Raw genomic sequence first — 14,689 nt, 5'->3', positions numbered from 1 at the left:
CGATCCCACCGGTCTCCGCCCGCGGCCCCTGTGCCGCCGGGCGGCCGAGCGGATCGGCCCGCCCGGCCGGACAATGGTATCCACGCTGATCGCGGGGCTCCGCCGCCCCACGCCCCCGAGCAGCCCGCCGGCCCGACCGGCCCACCACGCACGGCCCCGCGGCACCGCCGCCGGGCCCGTGAGCACCGCTTGTGACCCGCGCGAGCGCGCCGCAGCCACCCGCGAACAGCAGGAGAGCAGCCATGGCGGACCGAGCAGCCACCCACACCGCGGCCCCCACCGTCGAACGACCCGACCGGCTCCGCAACGTCGTCCTCCTCGGCGGCACCGGAGCCGGCAAGACCACCCTCGTCGAGTCCCTCGCGCTGACCGCGGGCGCCGTCACCCGGGCCGGCAGCGTCCCGGACGGCACCACGGTCGCCGACCACGAGGAGATCGAGCACCAGCAGCAGCGCTCCGTGCAGCTCGCCCTGGTCCCGCTCGCCTGGCAGGACTGCAAGATCAACCTGCTGGACGCCCCCGGCTACGCCGACTTCGCCGGCGAGATGCAGGCCGCGCTGCGCGCCGCCGAGGCCGCGCTGCTGGTGGTCTCCGCCACCGACCCGGTCTCCGCGCCCACCCTGGCGCTGTGGCGCGAGGTCCGGCTCCGCAACCTGCCGACCGCGATCGTGCTGACCCACCTCAACGCCGTCCGCGTCCACCTCGACGAGGTGCTCGCCACCCTGCAGGAGGCCCTCGGCGAGGGCCACCCCGACACCGTGCTGCAGCTCCACGACAGCGCCCTGCGGGACGGCCGGCTGCTCGGCTCGGTCGAACTGCTCACCGGCCGCACCTACGGCGAGCCCGGCGACATCCCCGGCATCGAGGAGGACCGCAGCCACCTGGTGGAGGCCATCGCCGGCGAGGACGACGCCCTGCTGGAGCGGTACGTCGCCGGCGAGGAGCTGGACGCCGCCTCGCTGGGCGACGCGCTGCGCCGCGAGTTCCTGGCCGGCGCCGTACACCCGGTGCTCGCCACCGCTCCCCCGGCCGACCCCACCGGCACCGCCCCCGGCGCCGCCGAACTGCTCGACCTGATCGCCGCGGTCTTCCCCTCCCCGCTCGACCGCGCCGACGACATGCCGCCCTGCGACCCGGACGCCCCGCTGACCGCCCAGGTCGTGCACACCGGCGAGGACCCGTACGTGGGCCGGCTCAGCCTCGCCCGGGTGTTCTCCGGCACCCTGCGGCCGGACACCACCCTGCACGTGCCCGGCGGCGCGGACGAGAAGGTCTCCGGCCTGAGCTGCCCGTTCGGCAAGCAGCAGCGGCCCGTCCCGCACGCCCTGCCCGGCGACCTGGTCTGCCTGGCCAAACTGACCGGCGCCCGCACCGGCGACACCCTCACCGAGGGCACCGAGGCCCTCGAACCCTGGCCGCAGCCCGAGGCCCTGCTGCCCGCCGCCGTCGAGGCCCACAGCAAGGCCGACGAGGACAAGCTCGCCCAGACCCTCGGCCGCCTCACCGCCCAGGACCCGGCCCTGCGCGTCGAACAGAACCCGGACACCCACCAGCTGGTCCTCTGGTGCACCGGCGAGGCGCACCAGGCCGTCGTCCTCGACCGGCTGCGCAGCCGGTACGGCGTGCACGTCGACACGGTGGACTACCGGGTCGCCCTCCGCGAGACCTTCGCCGCCAGCGCCACCGGCCACGGCCGGCACGTCAAGCAGTCCGGCGGGCACGGCCAGTACGCGATCTGCGACCTGACCGTCGAACCGCTGCCGGGCGGCGGCTTCGAGTTCGTCGACAAGGTGGTCGGCGGCGCGGTGCCGCGCAACTTCATCCCCTCGGTGGAGAAGGGCGTGCGCGCCCAGCTCGCCCACGGCGTGCTCGCCGGCTACCCGATGGTCGACGTGCGGGTCACCCTCACCGACGGCAAGGCGCACTCGGTGGACTCCTCCGACGCGGCCTTCCAGACCGCGGGCGCACTGGCGCTGCGCGAGGCCGCGGCCAACGGCCGCATCCAGCTCCTGGAGCCGGTCGACGAGGTCCAGGTGCTGCTGCCCGACGAGTACCAGGGCGCCGTGCTCAGCGACCTCTCCGCACGGCGCGGCCACGTGCTCGGCACCGAACCCGGCGGGCCCGGCCTGAGCCTGGTCCGCGCCGAGGTGCCCGAACTCGAACTGGTCCGCTACCCCGTCGAGTTGCGCTCCCTCTCGCACGGCACCGGCCAGTTCTCCCGCAGCTACCTGCGGCACGCCCCGATGCCCCCCAACCTCGCCGCCCGCTACGAACACGCCTCGTAGGAGGACGAGCCAGGGGCGCGGGGGCCACCGCGCCCCTAGCTCTGCCTCTGCCGCCGCCGCGGCATGGCGCAGGCGGGTGTCCCGCCCGGTAGGGCGTGCCGGTTGCGGGCGATCCAGCGGTAGGCGGCTTCGGCGAGCGGCCTGACCGGGGGCAGCGCGAGCACTGCGCCCGCGTACGCCCAGGCGCCGCCGGAGCGCATCAGCAGCCGTGCGACCGCCTGTGCCCCTCCGTACACCCGGCCGCCGGGGGTGACCCACAGCACCTCCAGGCCGGCCCGCTCCTCGGTGACCAGGCCCCGCCCGCCGACCCGGGCGTCCAGCGCCGCGAGGTCCGCGAACTGGTACGGCACGGCCTCCCAGCCGGCCGAGGACAGGCTCGCCCGCGGGTAGCGTTCGGCCCAGGTCACGCAGCTGGTGCAGAAGGCGCAGTCCCCGTCGTAGACCAGTACCGGGTCGTGCGCGATGAACTCGGACATGCCCCGATCCTCCCGCACCCGCGGCCCGCCCCGGCACGCCCGACACCCCGGAGGATCGAACCGGCCGCGAAGTGGGCATGATCCCGGCACGGTACACGGTGTCAACCTGCTGACGCCGGTTCAGACGATCATGCCCACGGGCGGCCGACGGCGCGATAGCCTGCGGCTGACAAGGGGAGATCCAGGGGAGGAGGGGCAGCCGCCGTGACCCAGCTCGACATGACCCCGGGTGCGCAGATACCCCGCACGGACGTCGGCCCGCAGACCGCCGTCACCTCGGCGCTCTCCTCCGCCGCCTACCGCGACGGCAGTTTCCGCGAGCTCGGGGAGAAGCTCGGCGCCAAGCTCAAGGACGGCCGCTTCGAGCTGTTCCGGCCGAGCCTCGGCGAGGCGTTCAGCCGTGCCGTGATCGACCGCACGCTGCCCGCCAAGCGGAATCCGCTGGTGCCGTCGCACGGCACGGACGTCCGCATGGTGGTCGAGCACTGCCTGGCCGCGAACGAGCTCCGCAACGCCCGGGACCGCCAGCTCGCCCTGGTCACCGTCGTCTGCGGGCTGCTCTTCCTGCCCGGTGCGCTGATCTGGCTGGCCGCGTTCCAGGTGCGGGCGCAGCTGAAGAAGACCCACCCCGCCAGGGAGGGCTTCTACGGCACGCTGGCGCTGCTGGCGGCCTGCGGGCTCGCCCTGCTGTTCGCGATCCGTCCGCCGGTCGGCGGCCCCTGGTCGCTGTACTTCCGGCTGATGATGCTCGCGCCGGTGGTCGGCTGGTTCGTCGCCAAGCGGATCTGCCTGCGCAGCACGATCGACCTGCGGGCACGCTGGCAGGCGCTGCTGGACGGCGGCGCGGTGGCGGCCACGGTGCCGCAGGCCGTCCCGCGGGACGACCTCGACCGCAAGGCCACCGACCTGCGGGCCAGCCTGGAGCGACTGACGGCCGAGCAGGAGACCAACATCCACCACTACGCGGGCCGCAAGGGCGTGCTCGGTGCGGGTGCCCGGTGGATCGCGGTGGAGATGAACGAGGACCTGCGGCCGGCCGAGGGCCACGCGGACTTCCGGACCTTCCACCGCTGGGACCTCGCCCGCAAGATCGCCGAGCGGCTCGGTTCGGTGGCGGCGAGCGAGGTGCCGGGCGGCACCATGCCGCACGTCGCCGTGCACCACTGGGTGGTGCAGGACATCCCGGAGGGTGCGGACGAGATCGCCCGCCCGTCCACCCCCGAGATGGACGGCTACCGGATGCGGGACTTCGGCATCCAGCAGATAGCCAACCGGCAGACCATCGGCACGGACACCGACAACAGCGTGGCCGCGCAGCTGGTGATGCACAACGGCCAGGTGGTCGCGACCGTCATGGTCAAGATCACCGTGCTGGGCCGCAACCTCCGGGTCTCGGTCTACGGGCACGCCCTCGGGCCGCTCAACGGGCTGTTCACCACCAAGCCCAAGCCCAAGGAGCAGAACGTCCCGAAGACCGGCAAGTTCTGGGAGGAGAAGACGATCGTCCTGCCGCTGGTGGACGACGACGAGGTGGTCCGGCAGGCGGTCCGGGCGCCGTTCCACCGCATTCCCGGTCTGCTGAACTGGCTCGGCGGCTCGCTCGCCCTGCCGGAGCCGTTCTGCCTGCGCCAGGCCTGGGCGGACCCGACCTGGGCCAGCCGCGCCAAGAGCGACGCGGTGCTCTACAGCGCCCAGCCGATCTTCAACGCGGTGCAGGCCACCACGATCGAGTTCCTCGCCGACCACGACGTGGACGTGGAGCGCTTCACCAACCGCTCCAACATCAGCCGCTCGGAGAACCAGGCCGTCCGCCCGTTCAAGGCGGACGCCTACGACGCCGGCTGACACCGGCAACCGTCGGGCTGTGCAAGAAGGGGCGCGGAGATCCGCGCCCCTTCTTGCACGGCCCGACGGGTTCTAGCCCTGCGGCCAGGCGTCGGCGAGCATCTTGCGGGTGTCGGCGAGCAGTTGCGGCAGCACCTTGGTGTGGCCGACCACCGGCATGAAGTTGGTGTCGCCGCCCCAGCGCGGCACCACGTGCTGGTGCAGGTGGGCGGCGATGCCGGCGCCGGCCGCGGCGCCCTGGTTCATGCCGATGTTGAAGCCGTGCGCGCCGGAGGCGGCCCGCAGGGCCGTCATCGCGTGCTTGGTGAAGACGGCCAGCTCCGCCGTCTCGGCCTCGTCGAGGTCGGTGTAGTCGGCGACGTGCCGGTACGGGACCACCATCAGGTGGCCGCCGTTGTACGGGTAGAGGTTGAGCACCGCGAAGACGGCGGTGCCGCGGGCGATGACCAGGCCTTCCTCGTCGGTGAGCTTCGGGATGCTGCAGAACGGGCAGCCGTCGTCCGGGGACGGGCCGGTGGGCTTGTTCTCACCCTGGATGTAGGCCATCCGATGGGGGGTCCACAGGCGGCGGAAGCCGTCCGGCTCCCCCACGCCCCGCTGCAGTTCGGGCTCACTCGTCATGCCGATCAGCATATGCGTCCCGACAGGAGAGACGAACAGGCCGGGGCGGTCCGTGCGGACCGCCCCGGCCTGTTGCGTCCGAGGTCAGACCTGGATGCGGCGCTGGACCGCGTCCACGATCTCGGCGACCGCGTCAGCGACCGGCACACCGTTCTTCTGCTCGCCGTCGCGGTAGCGGAAGGACACCGCGCCCGCCTCGACGTCGTCGTTGCCCGCGATCAGCATGAAGGGGACCTTCTGCTTCTGCGCGTTGCGGATCTTCTTCTGCATGCGGTCGTCGGAGGTGTCCACCTCGACCCGGATGCCGTGCTTCTTCAGCTCGGCCGCGACGTCCAGCAGGTACGGCACGTGCTCGTCGGTGATCGGGATGCCGGTCACGGTGACCGGGGCCAGCCACGGCGGCATGGCGCCGGCGTAGTGCTCCAGCAGCACCGCGAAGAAGCGCTCGATCGAGCCGAACAGGGCGCGGTGGATCATCACCGGGCGCTGGCGCGAGCCGTCCGCCGCGGTGTACTCGAGGTCGAACCGCTCCGGCAGGTTGAAGTCGAGCTGGATGGTCGACATCTGCCAGGTGCGGCCGATGGCGTCCTTCGCCTGGACGGAGATCTTGGGGCCGTAGAAGGCCGCGCCGCCCGGGTCCGGGACGAGCGGCAGGCCCTGCTTCTCGGCCACGCTCGAGAGGACGGCGGTGGCCTCCTCCCAGGTCTCGTCCGCGCCGACGTACTTCTCCGGGTCCTTGGTGGACAGCTCCAGGTAGAAGTCGGTCAGGCCGTAGTCGCGCAGCAGGTTGAGCACGAAGGTGAGGGTCGAGTCGAGCTCGTCCGCCATCTGCTCGCGGGTGCAGTAGATGTGCGCGTCGTCCTGGGTGAAGCCGCGGGCGCGGGTCAGGCCGTGCACCACGCCGGACTTCTCGTACCGGTACACCGTGCCGAACTCGAACAGGCGCAGCGGCAGTTCGCGGTAGGACCGGCCGCGCGCGTCGAAGATCAGGTTGTGCATCGGGCAGTTCATGGGCTTGAGGTAGTAGTCCACGCCCTCGTCGAGCTGCATGGGGGGGTACATGCCGTCGGCGTACCAGTCCAGGTGGCCGCTGGTCTCGAACAGCTTCCCCTTGGTGGCGTGCGGGGTGTAGACGAACTCGTAGCCCTCCTCCTCGTGCCGGCGGCGCGAGTAGTCCTCCATGGCCCGGCGGATGATGCCGCCCTTGGGGTGGAAGACGGCGAGGCCGGAGCCGATCTGCTCCGGGATGGAGAACAGGTCGAGCTCGTTGCCGAGCTTGCGGTGGTCGCGCTTCTCGGCCTCCACCAGGAAGTCAAGGTGCGCCTTCAGCTCGTCCTTGCTCGGCCAGGCGGTGCCGTAGATGCGCTGCAGCATCGGGTTCTTCTCGCTGCCGCGCCAGTAGGCGGCCGCGTTGCGCATCAGCTTGAAGGCCGGGATGTACCGGGTGCTCGGCAGGTGCGGGCCGCGGCAGAGGTCGCCCCAGCACTGCTCGCCGGACTTGGCGTCCAGGTTGTCGTAGATGGTCAGCTCGCCGGCGCCGACCTCGACGTCGGCGCCCTCGCCGGCGGTCGCGGCGGAGCCCTTGAGGCCGATCAGCTCCAGCTTGTACGGCTCGGCGGCCAGCTCCTCGCGGGCGGCGTCGTCGGAGACCACGCGGCGGGAGAACTTCTGCCCGCGCTTGATGATCTCCTGCATCTTCTTCTCGATGGCCTTGAGGTCATCGGGGTGGAAGGGCTTCTCGACGTCGAAGTCGTAGTAGAAGCCGTCCTTGACCGGCGGGCCGATGCCGAGCTTGGCCTCCGGGAAGAGCTGCTGCACGGCCTGCGCCATCACGTGCGCGGTGGAGTGCCGCAGGATGTCGAGGCCGTCCTTGCTGGAGATCTCGACCGGCTCGACCTCGTCGCCGTCCTGCACGGCGTACGCGAGGTCCTTCAGCTGGCCGCCGACGCGGGCGGCGATGACCGTGCGGTCGTCGGAGAACAGGTCGGCGGCCGTGGTGCCCGTGGTCACCACGCGCTCTTCCCGATCGGGTTCGCGGTTGATGATGATCCGGACGTCGGTCACCGGTCTCTCCTGACATCTGTGGTCCGCAGCACTCTGCTGCGCCCCTCGATGGTACCGAGAGCTTCAGGTACGGTGCGCACCGCTCTCTCCCCCGCGCCGCGGCCGCCCCACCGGCCCGTCCTGCCCGGGCGGGCCCTTCTGCCGCAGTTCTGCCGCGCCCGTGCCGCCGCCTCTGCCGGGGAGTGCCCCGGCCTGCGGTTGAGCGGCCGTCAAGTGCGGTATCACCAGGGCAGAGCCCGGCGCGCCCCCGGTCCTCGGCGGCGCGCCGGGCAACACCCCGGCGGCACTTGAGGGGCAGACATGCAGCACTTCCGACCCTGGTACGAGGGCCCGATCGCATCGTTCGACACCGAGACCACCGGCGTCGACGTGGAGCACGACCGGATCGTCTCCGCCGCGCTGGTCCTGCAGTCCGCCGCCGGCACGGCTCCGGCCACCACAACCTGGCTCGCCGACCCCGGAGTTCCGATCCCCGACGGCGCCCGTGCGGTGCACGGCATCAGCGACGAGCAGGTCCGGCTGCACGGCCGCCCGGCCCGCACGGTGGTCGCCGAGGTGGCCCGGGCACTGGCCGAGCAGGCCCTGGCCGGCGTCCCGCTGGTGGTGATGAACGCCCCGTACGACCTGACCCTGCTCGACCGCGAGCTGCGCCGGCACCACGGCAGTTCGCTGGCCGCCGCCCTGGCCGGCACCGAACTCCTGGTGCTGGACCCGCGGGTGCTCGACAAGCACGTGGACCGCTACCGCAAGGGGCGCCGCACCCTCACCGACCTGTGCGCGCACTACGGGGTCCGGCTCACCGGTGCGCACGAGGCGGCGGCGGACGCGACGGCCGCCCTCGACCTGGTCCGCGCGCTCGGCGCCCGGTACCCGGAGCGGCTCGGCGCGATGAGCACCGGCGAGCTCCACCTGCGGCAGGCGGTCTGGCACGCCGCGCAGGCCCGCGGACTGCAGAACTGGTTCGACCGGGAGGGTGCCACCGAGCAGGTCGACACCTCGTGGCCGCTGCGCCCCGCCCGCTGCGGCTGCGGCCGCCGGCTCTCCGCGGAGCACAACTGCGAGGCCGCGGCCTGAGCCGGGCGCCCGCCCGACGCTCCGACAACGACAGAGGCCCCGGCCGCACTTGGCGGTCGGGGCCTGCTGCTCGGTGGGCGATACTGGGATCGAACCAGTGACCCCTTCGGTGTGAACGAAGTGCTCTCCCGCTGAGCTAATCGCCCGGGCAACGAGAAGAACAGTACCACCCCTGCGGCCGGGCTCCCTAATCGGTTCCCGGCCCGGCCCGCCCGACGCTCCCCCAGATCGCCCCCGCCGCAGCTTCGGTGATTAACCGTCAGACAGCCGGAACCGTTCGGAAATCATCGGAAAACAACATAAGGCCCGGACCGTAAATGGTCTGGGCCTTACGTCGTGCAATGCATTCCGGTGGGCGATACTGGGATCGAACCAGTGACCCCTTCGGTGTGAACGAAGTGCTCTCCCGCTGAGCTAATCGCCCGGGTGCAGGGAAAACATTACCCCATCCGCGGGGGTGCTCCGAACACCCTCCCGGTCAGTGCAGCTTCCACGGCAGCACCAGCCCGTACTGCGACAGGTACCAGCCCAACAGTGCGCCGATCACCACCAGGCCGATCACGGTCAACGTGATGTTGCGGCGGCGCACCCTCGGGTCCAGCGCCCGCTCCGCGGCCGCGGCCACCTTGCGCCGCGTCCAGCGCAGCACCAGCTGGGCCCAGACGAACTCGGTCGCCCAGATGCCCATGCCCAGGAAGATGACCACCCAGCCCGGCCCGGGGAGCGGCAGCATCACCACGCCGAGCCCGACCACGGCCAGGCCGATGAGGAAGATCACCACCTGCCAGCTGAGGTGCAGCGTCCGGTACCGCTTGATGAACTCCGGCGCCCGCGAGCCGAGCGGCCGGCCCCCGTCCTGCCGGTCGCCGCCCTCGCCCTCGCCGCCCTCCGACGCCATGGGTGCCCCGTCCTCGACCCGGTCAGGATTGTCGTTTCGTACAGCCATGCGGGAAAAGTACCCGAGATACCCACCGGTACGGGGCCCGACGCCCCGCCTCCGGCGATTCCGCAATGCGCCGGAAGGGGTACGACTCGGCGTTGAATCGGGACAGACGGGTTTACACCGGGCTTTCGGGTGGGATGGTCCGTTCGCCGACGTGCGATTCCCCGAGCGCACACTGAGCGAAAGGCCCTGGCGCTTATGAACACCACGGTCAGCTGCGAGCTGCACCTGCGCCTCATCGTGTCCAGCGAGTCCTCCCTGCCCGTCCCCGCGGGCCTGCGCTACGACACCTCGGACCCCTATGCCGTGCACGCCACCTTCCACACCGGTGCCGACGAGACCGTCGAGTGGGTGTTCGCCCGTGATCTCCTCGCGGAGGGGCTGCACCGACCGACCGGAACCGGCGACGTGCGGGTGTGGCCCTCGCGCAGCCACGGTCAGGGGGTCGTCTGCATCGCCCTGAGCTCTCCGGAAGGAGAAGCCCTGCTGGAAGCCCCGGCGCGGGCGCTCGAGTCGTTCCTCAAGCGCACCGACGCCGCCGTGCCGCCCGGCACCGAACACCGTCACTTCGACCTCGATCGGGAGCTGTCCCACATCCTCGCCGAAAGCTGACCTCGCCCGGGTGGGCCCGCCTCGGCGCGGCACGCCCACTGCGTCCGTCCTACTCGGGGGCACGGTCGCACACGCCGCCACGCACACCAGGCGGCCTCGGGGTCACCGCCGGTCCGTTCCGGACCCGGCGGTGGTGGCGCCCGGCGCTACGGCCGGCCATCCCTCACCGGGTGGCCGGCCGTAGTGCCGGGCGCCTTCCTTCGCTCGGGCGCCGCAGCCCGGTAGAGTCGCGGGTGACGACCGACGAGGGGCGGGTGCGCCCCCGCCGCGCGAGGAGCCCCACGTGCTGATCACCCATGACACCGAGTGCGCGCTGAGCATTCTGGTCGAGCTGCTCAACACCGCCCCGGAGGCGTGCGGCTCGGAGCAGCTGCCGGACACGGCCGCCCTCGACGCCTTCGTGGTGAAGCAGGAGATCAGCGAGATCGACTCGCTGACCGGCGCCGACCTCGCCGCCGTCCAGGCGCTGCGCGGCCGACTGCGCGAGGTGTTCTCGGCCCGCTCCACCGAGGAGGCCGCCGAGCTGGTGAACGCCGTGGTCGCAGCGGCCGGCACGACGCCGCGGCTGACCAACCACGACCACCACGACTGGCACATCCACTACTTCGCCCCGCACGCGGCGATCGGCGACCACCTCGCGGCCGAGCTCGGCATGGCGCTGGCCTTCATCGTGATGGCCGGCGAGCGGGAGCGGCTGCGCCGCTGCGAGGCGCCGGACTGCGAGCGCGTCTTCGTCGACCTCTCCCGCAACCGCTCGCGCCGCTACTGCGACAGCCGCACCTGCGGCAACCGGCTGCACGTCGCCGCGTACCGTGCCCGGCAGCGCTCGGCGGAGGCCGTCACGACGGGCTGACCGCCCACCGGACGGAACGCCGACCGTCCGCCGGATGGAACACTGGGGGCATGACCGACGCCTCCCTCCCCCGCCTCGAGTTCTGGTGCGACCTCCAGTGCCCCGACTGCCGCACCGCCCTGGACGACGTCCGGGCCCTGCGCGCCGGCTACGGCGACGAGCTCCGCATCGAGCTCCGGCACTTCCCGCTGGAGAAGAACAAGCACGCGTACGCGGCCGCGCAGGCCGCCGAGGAGGCGTTCGCGCAGGGCAGCGGCTGGCCCTACGTCGAGGCGCTGCTGGAGCGTACGGAGGATCTCGCCCGGGACGGCGAGAAGGTGCTGCTGGCGGTCGCCGGCGAGCTCGGTCTGGACGCCGACGAGATCGACACCGCCCTCGTCGACGGGCGGCACACCCTGCTGGTCGACGCCGACCAGGCCGAGGGCAAGGCCATCGGCGTCAGCGGCACGCCGACCTACGTGATCGCCGGGCAGCGCCTGGACGGCGGCAAGAGCCAGGCCGGGCTGCGCGCACGGATCGTCGAACTGATCGAGAAGAACCGGGGCTGAGCCCCTCCCGTCCGGCGGCCCTCACAGCAGCTGTTTGCCGAGGGTCCGCCGGGTGACCCGGTAGCCGAGCGAGTCGTACAGGGCCGTCGCCACCGTGTTCCGGCTGAACACGTTGAGGCCCAGGTCGTGCACGCCGTGGGCCAGGCACTCCCGCTCGGCGGCCAGCATCAGGGTGCGGCCGTGGCCCCTGCCCCGGTGGGCCCGGGCGACCTCCACCACCATCACCCAGGCGAGCGGGCTGCCGTCCGGCAGGAGGTCCTGGCGCAGGTGCAGCCAGAGGCTGCCGAGATCGCTGCCGTCCGCGTCGGTGAGCCGGCGCAGCGCGGCGCCCGGGGTGTCAGGGCCCTGCGGGAGGACCTGGCGGTGGTCGGCGTCCGCCTTGGCGACGGCCTGGCGCTCGGTGAGCCCGGAGCCCAGCAGGTCGTGCAGGTACCCGGATCTGGCACCGGCCAGCCACTCGGGGAACTCGGCCCGGCCGATCGGGCGCAGCGTCAGCCCGTCGGGCAGCTCCGGCGGCCGGTCCAGGTGCTTGGCCAGGTTCCGCATCCGCTCGGTGTAGCCGAGGGTGCCGGCCAGGGTAAGGGCCTCCCGGGCCTCCGCCGGGACGGTGACGTCGATCCGGCTGCAGCCCCAGCCGCGCAGCACCTCCTCCGCGGCCAGCGCGCCGACCGTGCCACGGCCCCGGCGGCGCCCCTCGGCGACCTCCAGTTCGGAGATCTCGCCCCACCACTCGTCGCCGCGCGGCAGCGCCGTGGTGCGCAGCCCGCCGACCGGCCGTCCGTTGACGCAGATCTGCCAGCGGCGGGTGCGGCCGCCGCCGGCCAGGGGCTCCTCGGCGCCCCCGGGGCGCAGCGTGGTCGTCATACCGGCTCCCCTGCCCAGGCGGTGGCGGCGCTACGCCTGCGGGGCGGACCCGCAGGCGTCGGCGTCGATGCCGGCTCGGGAGCCGGGGCCGGCTCAGGGGTCGAGGTCGTCCCCGCTGCGCTCGGCGAACTGGGCCATCGCCTTCAGGGTGACCGGGCCGGGGGCGGGCAGCTCGCGGTCGTCGACCCGGTGCACGCCCTGGACGTCGCGGAGGGTGGAGGTCAGGAAGACCTCCTCGGCGTCGAGGAGCGCCTCGAACGGGAGGTCGGCCTCCTCCGCTCCGCTCCACTCGACGACGAGCCGCCTGGTGATGCCGGCCAGGCAACCCGAGTCCAGGCGCGGGGTGAGCAGTCGGCCGCCGAGGACGACGAACACGTTGGAGCCGGTGCCCTCGCAGAGCCGGCCGGCGGTGTTGGCGAACAGCGCCTCGGAGGCGCCGGCCCGGTGGGCGGCGGCCAGGGCGACGACGTTCTCGGCGTACGAGGTGGTCTTGAGGCCGGCGACGGCGCTGTGCTCGTTGCGGCGCCACGGGACGGTGAGGACGGCGGTGGTGTCGGGGCGCGGCTTGGCCGAACCGAGGGCGACCACCAGTGTGGGGGTGTCCTCGCCGCGCTCGGAGCCGAGCGGGGAAATGCCGCCGGTGTAGGTGATGCGCATCCGTCCGAGCGGCATCGGGTTGGCCTCGAGGACCGCGGCGCAGGCCTCCCGGACGGTGTCGTGGTCCGGGTCGGCGAGGCCGAGGCCGCGGGCGGAGCGGGTGAGCCGGTCGAGGTGGCGGGTGAGTGCGAACGCCCGGCCGTCGACGGCCTTGACCGTCTCGAAGACTCCGTCGCCGACCGTGAGGCCGTGGTCGAGGACGGAGACGGCGGCGGCACCGTCGTCCACGAGGTTTCCGTTGACCCAGATCATCGAGGGCTGCTCCTGGGGTTTTCAGTGGGTGCTGGTGCCCGACGCTATCGCGACCAGGCGGGCGGCCTTGAGCTCGGTCTCGTCCCACTCGCGGTCCGGGTCGGAGCCCCAGGTGATGCCGGCGCCGGTGCCGAACCGCAGGACGGGCGCGCCGGTCGTCCGGTCGATCCAGAAGGTCCGGATGCCGACGGCGAGTTCGGCCTCGCCGCGGTCGGCGTCCACCCAGCCGACGGCGCCGCAGTAGGGGCCGCGCGGGGCGGTCTCCAGGGCCTCGATGATCCGCAGTGCACTGGACTTGGGCGCGCCGGTGACGGACCCGGGCGGGAAGGTGGCGGCCAGCAGCTCCGGCCAGCCGGCGCCCGCCCGCAGCCGTCCCTCGACGGTGGAGACGAGGTGGACCAGGCCGGGGTGCTTCTCCACCGCGCACAGGTCGGGCACGGTGACGCTGCCGGTCTCGCAGACCCGGCCGAGGTCGTTGCGGACCAGGTCGACGATCATCACGTTCTCGGCGTGGTCCTTCTCCAGCAGGTCGGCCTCGGTGCGGCCGGTGCCCTTGATCGGGCCGGAGGAGACGGTGCGGCCGGTGCGGCGCAGGTAGAGCTCGGGCGAGGCGGTGGCGATCTCCACACCGTGCTCGGGCAGCCGGATCGTTCCTGCGTACGGGGCGGGGTTGCCGCGGGCGAGCAGGCCGGTCAGCGCGTCGATGTCGCAGCGCGCCGGGTCGGGCAGCGGTGCGGAGAGCACCCGACAGAGGTTCGCCTGGTAGACCTCGCCGGCCGCGATGTGCTCGCGGATGCGCCGGACGCCGGCGGTGTACGCCCCGCGGTCGAGGGAGCTGCGCCAGTCCGCGGGTGCCGGGCCGAGCCACCGGTCGGTGGCCGGGGGCACCGGGTCGGGGCGCACCTCGTCGAACCGGGCGCAGGTGAGGCGCCCCTCGAAGTCGTACGCGACCGCCCAGAAGCCACCGCGCTCGAGGGCCGCCGGGTCCGAGGCGACCTCGCGCAGCCCGGTGGCGAGGCGGCCGCCGAAGCGGGCGATCGGCTGGTCGGGACTGAGGGGTGCGGTGCGGCCGGACACGGTTCTCCTGCGCGGGCTCGGTGCTGCTCCGCGCGGGTGTCGCGCGGGTGTGAAGGTGGGGGTATCGGTCCCAGAAGTGTAGGTCGGGCGCCCGTGCGGACCGCCGCGGGCGGACCCCCGGACCTGCGCCCCGGCCCCGCCCGGCGGGCGCTCGCAGACCCCCCGCGAGCCGCCCGGACGGCTGACGGAGCACCATCTTCCGGCCACCCCCGCGCCACGCTGCGGGAACGGATTTTTAGCTGGCCCGGGAATCCGCTAGAGTTCAACACGTCGCCGGGACGCGGAACCGAAGAAAAGCGGGGAAGCAGCCGGGAGACAGGCGGACGTGGCTCAGTTGGTAGAGCATCACCTTGCCAAGGTGAGGGTCGCGAGTTCGAATCTCGTCGTCCGCTCGATGGAGAACAGGGTAAGATCGTTCTCCGAAGTTGCCTGGTGGAGTGGCCGAGAGGCGAGGCAACGGCCTGCAAAGCCGTGTACACGGGTTCAAATCCCGTCTCCACCTCCAAGAGGTGCCCCCG

Annotated in this window: 13 protein-coding genes and 4 tRNA genes; 8 read left to right on the top strand and 9 right to left on the bottom strand. The window is 72.8% G+C overall.

The features are described from left to right. Positions 1 to 242 precede the first annotated feature (242 nt). Positions 243 to 2,285: an elongation factor G gene (locus tag AB0M03_RS28540; RefSeq protein ID WP_363496087.1), complete on the top strand. Its 2,043-nt coding sequence runs from the start codon at positions 243 to 245 to the stop codon at positions 2,283 to 2,285. A 35-nt stretch (positions 2,286 to 2,320) separates the two neighbouring features. Here the strand turns inward: AB0M03_RS28540 and AB0M03_RS28535 are convergent, their stop codons facing one another. Continuing rightward, positions 2,321 to 2,761, bottom strand: a complete 441-nt coding sequence (locus tag AB0M03_RS28535) for a DUF393 domain-containing protein (protein ID WP_363496084.1) — start codon at positions 2,759 to 2,761, stop codon at positions 2,321 to 2,323. Between the two features lie 204 nt (positions 2,762 to 2,965). Here AB0M03_RS28535 and AB0M03_RS28530 point away from each other — a divergent pair, with 204 nt between their 5' ends. Beyond that, the gene (locus tag AB0M03_RS28530; protein ID WP_363496081.1) at positions 2,966 to 4,606 is read left to right on the top strand and encodes a hypothetical protein; all 1,641 of its coding nucleotides are present in this window, start codon (positions 2,966 to 2,968) and stop codon (positions 4,604 to 4,606) included. 72 nt (positions 4,607 to 4,678) lie between these two features. Here AB0M03_RS28530 and AB0M03_RS28525 read toward each other — a convergent pair whose 3' ends face one another. Then, on the bottom strand, positions 4,679 to 5,239 hold the full coding sequence (locus AB0M03_RS28525; RefSeq protein ID WP_363496078.1) for an HIT domain-containing protein: 561 nt from the start codon (positions 5,237 to 5,239) through the stop codon (positions 4,679 to 4,681). Positions 5,240 to 5,311: 72 nt separating this feature from the next. Continuing rightward, positions 5,312 to 7,291, bottom strand: coding sequence for a threonine--tRNA ligase (thrS, locus tag AB0M03_RS28520; RefSeq protein WP_363496075.1), 1,980 nt, complete (start codon positions 7,289 to 7,291; stop codon positions 5,312 to 5,314). 300 nt (positions 7,292 to 7,591) lie between these two features. Here thrS and AB0M03_RS28515 point away from each other — a divergent pair, with 300 nt between their 5' ends. Further along, positions 7,592 to 8,365: an exonuclease domain-containing protein gene (locus AB0M03_RS28515; RefSeq protein WP_363496072.1), complete on the top strand. Its 774-nt coding sequence runs from the start codon at positions 7,592 to 7,594 to the stop codon at positions 8,363 to 8,365. A 74-nt stretch (positions 8,366 to 8,439) separates the two neighbouring features. Here the strand turns inward: AB0M03_RS28515 and AB0M03_RS28510 are convergent. The 3 genes from AB0M03_RS28510 to AB0M03_RS28500 all read right to left on the bottom strand — a co-directional run bounded on the left by AB0M03_RS28510 (position 8,440) and on the right by AB0M03_RS28500 (position 9,263). After that, a tRNA-Val gene (locus tag AB0M03_RS28510) sits at positions 8,440 to 8,511 on the bottom strand. 206 nt (positions 8,512 to 8,717) lie between these two features. Further along, positions 8,718 to 8,789, bottom strand: a tRNA-Val gene (locus tag AB0M03_RS28505). A gap of 54 nt (positions 8,790 to 8,843) precedes the next feature. Continuing rightward, positions 8,844 to 9,263 (bottom strand): TIGR02611 family protein, encoded by a 420-nt coding sequence (locus tag AB0M03_RS28500; protein WP_363496127.1) that lies wholly within the window; start codon positions 9,261 to 9,263, stop codon positions 8,844 to 8,846. A 243-nt stretch (positions 9,264 to 9,506) separates the two neighbouring features. Here AB0M03_RS28500 and AB0M03_RS28495 point away from each other — a divergent pair, with 243 nt between their 5' ends. The 3 genes from AB0M03_RS28495 to AB0M03_RS28485 all read left to right on the top strand — a co-directional run bounded on the left by AB0M03_RS28495 (position 9,507) and on the right by AB0M03_RS28485 (position 11,321). Beyond that, entirely contained in the window at positions 9,507 to 9,920 is a 414-nt protein-coding gene (locus AB0M03_RS28495) for an SsgA family sporulation/cell division regulator (RefSeq protein WP_030268554.1), read from the top strand. Between the two features lie 283 nt (positions 9,921 to 10,203). Next, positions 10,204 to 10,773, top strand: a complete 570-nt coding sequence (locus AB0M03_RS28490) for a CGNR zinc finger domain-containing protein (RefSeq protein WP_363496069.1) — start codon at positions 10,204 to 10,206, stop codon at positions 10,771 to 10,773. Between the two features lie 50 nt (positions 10,774 to 10,823). Further along, complete coding sequence (locus AB0M03_RS28485; protein ID WP_363496066.1) at positions 10,824 to 11,321, top strand: DsbA family protein; 498 nt, start codon at positions 10,824 to 10,826, stop codon at positions 11,319 to 11,321. 21 nt (positions 11,322 to 11,342) lie between these two features. Here the strand turns inward: AB0M03_RS28485 and AB0M03_RS28480 are convergent, their stop codons facing one another. The 3 genes from AB0M03_RS28480 to AB0M03_RS28470 all read right to left on the bottom strand — a co-directional run bounded on the left by AB0M03_RS28480 (position 11,343) and on the right by AB0M03_RS28470 (position 14,171). Next, on the bottom strand, positions 11,343 to 12,185 hold the full coding sequence (locus tag AB0M03_RS28480; RefSeq protein WP_363496063.1) for a GNAT family N-acetyltransferase: 843 nt from the start codon (positions 12,183 to 12,185) through the stop codon (positions 11,343 to 11,345). Between the two features lie 93 nt (positions 12,186 to 12,278). Beyond that, a complete protein-coding gene (locus AB0M03_RS28475) occupies positions 12,279 to 13,094 on the bottom strand; it encodes an aminodeoxychorismate lyase (protein WP_363496060.1) in 816 nt (271 codons plus the stop codon). Between the two features lie 21 nt (positions 13,095 to 13,115). Continuing rightward, a complete protein-coding gene (locus AB0M03_RS28470; RefSeq protein WP_363496057.1) occupies positions 13,116 to 14,171 on the bottom strand; it encodes a chorismate-binding protein in 1,056 nt (351 codons plus the stop codon). Between the two features lie 319 nt (positions 14,172 to 14,490). Between AB0M03_RS28470 and AB0M03_RS28465 the strand changes: the two genes are divergently transcribed. Continuing rightward, positions 14,491 to 14,563: transfer RNA gene (locus tag AB0M03_RS28465), tRNA-Gly, on the top strand. 39 nt (positions 14,564 to 14,602) lie between these two features. Beyond that, positions 14,603 to 14,676, top strand: a tRNA-Cys gene (locus AB0M03_RS28460). Positions 14,677 to 14,689: the final 13 nt, after the last annotated feature.

Source organism: Kitasatospora sp. NPDC051914 (assembly GCF_040680995.1).
GTDB lineage: Bacteria > Actinomycetota > Actinomycetes > Streptomycetales > Streptomycetaceae > Kitasatospora.
The sequence above is the reverse complement of the archived record's forward strand: the minus strand, read 5'-3'. Positions and strand labels throughout refer to the sequence as shown.

Bases quoted from the DNA above. Each gene is read 5' to 3' on its own strand.
- AB0M03_RS28500 (WP_363496127.1), bottom strand. From the start codon at position 9,263: ATGGCGTCGGAGGGCGGCGAGGGCGAGGGCGGCGACCGGCAGGACGGG.
- AB0M03_RS28535 (WP_363496084.1), bottom strand. From the start codon at position 2,761: ATGTCCGAGTTCATCGCGCACGACCCGGTACTGGTCTACGACGGGGAC.
- AB0M03_RS28515 (WP_363496072.1), top strand. From the start codon at position 7,592: ATGCAGCACTTCCGACCCTGGTACGAGGGCCCGATCGCATCGTTCGAC.
- AB0M03_RS28475 (WP_363496060.1), bottom strand. From the start codon at position 13,094: ATGATCTGGGTCAACGGAAACCTCGTGGACGACGGTGCCGCCGCCGTC.
- AB0M03_RS28540 (WP_363496087.1), top strand. From the start codon at position 243: ATGGCGGACCGAGCAGCCACCCACACCGCGGCCCCCACCGTCGAACGA.
- AB0M03_RS28485 (WP_363496066.1), top strand. From the start codon at position 10,824: ATGACCGACGCCTCCCTCCCCCGCCTCGAGTTCTGGTGCGACCTCCAG.
- AB0M03_RS28525 (WP_363496078.1), bottom strand. From the start codon at position 5,239: ATGCTGATCGGCATGACGAGTGAGCCCGAACTGCAGCGGGGCGTGGGG.
- AB0M03_RS28495 (WP_030268554.1), top strand. From the start codon at position 9,507: ATGAACACCACGGTCAGCTGCGAGCTGCACCTGCGCCTCATCGTGTCC.
- AB0M03_RS28480 (WP_363496063.1), bottom strand. From the start codon at position 12,185: ATGACGACCACGCTGCGCCCCGGGGGCGCCGAGGAGCCCCTGGCCGGC.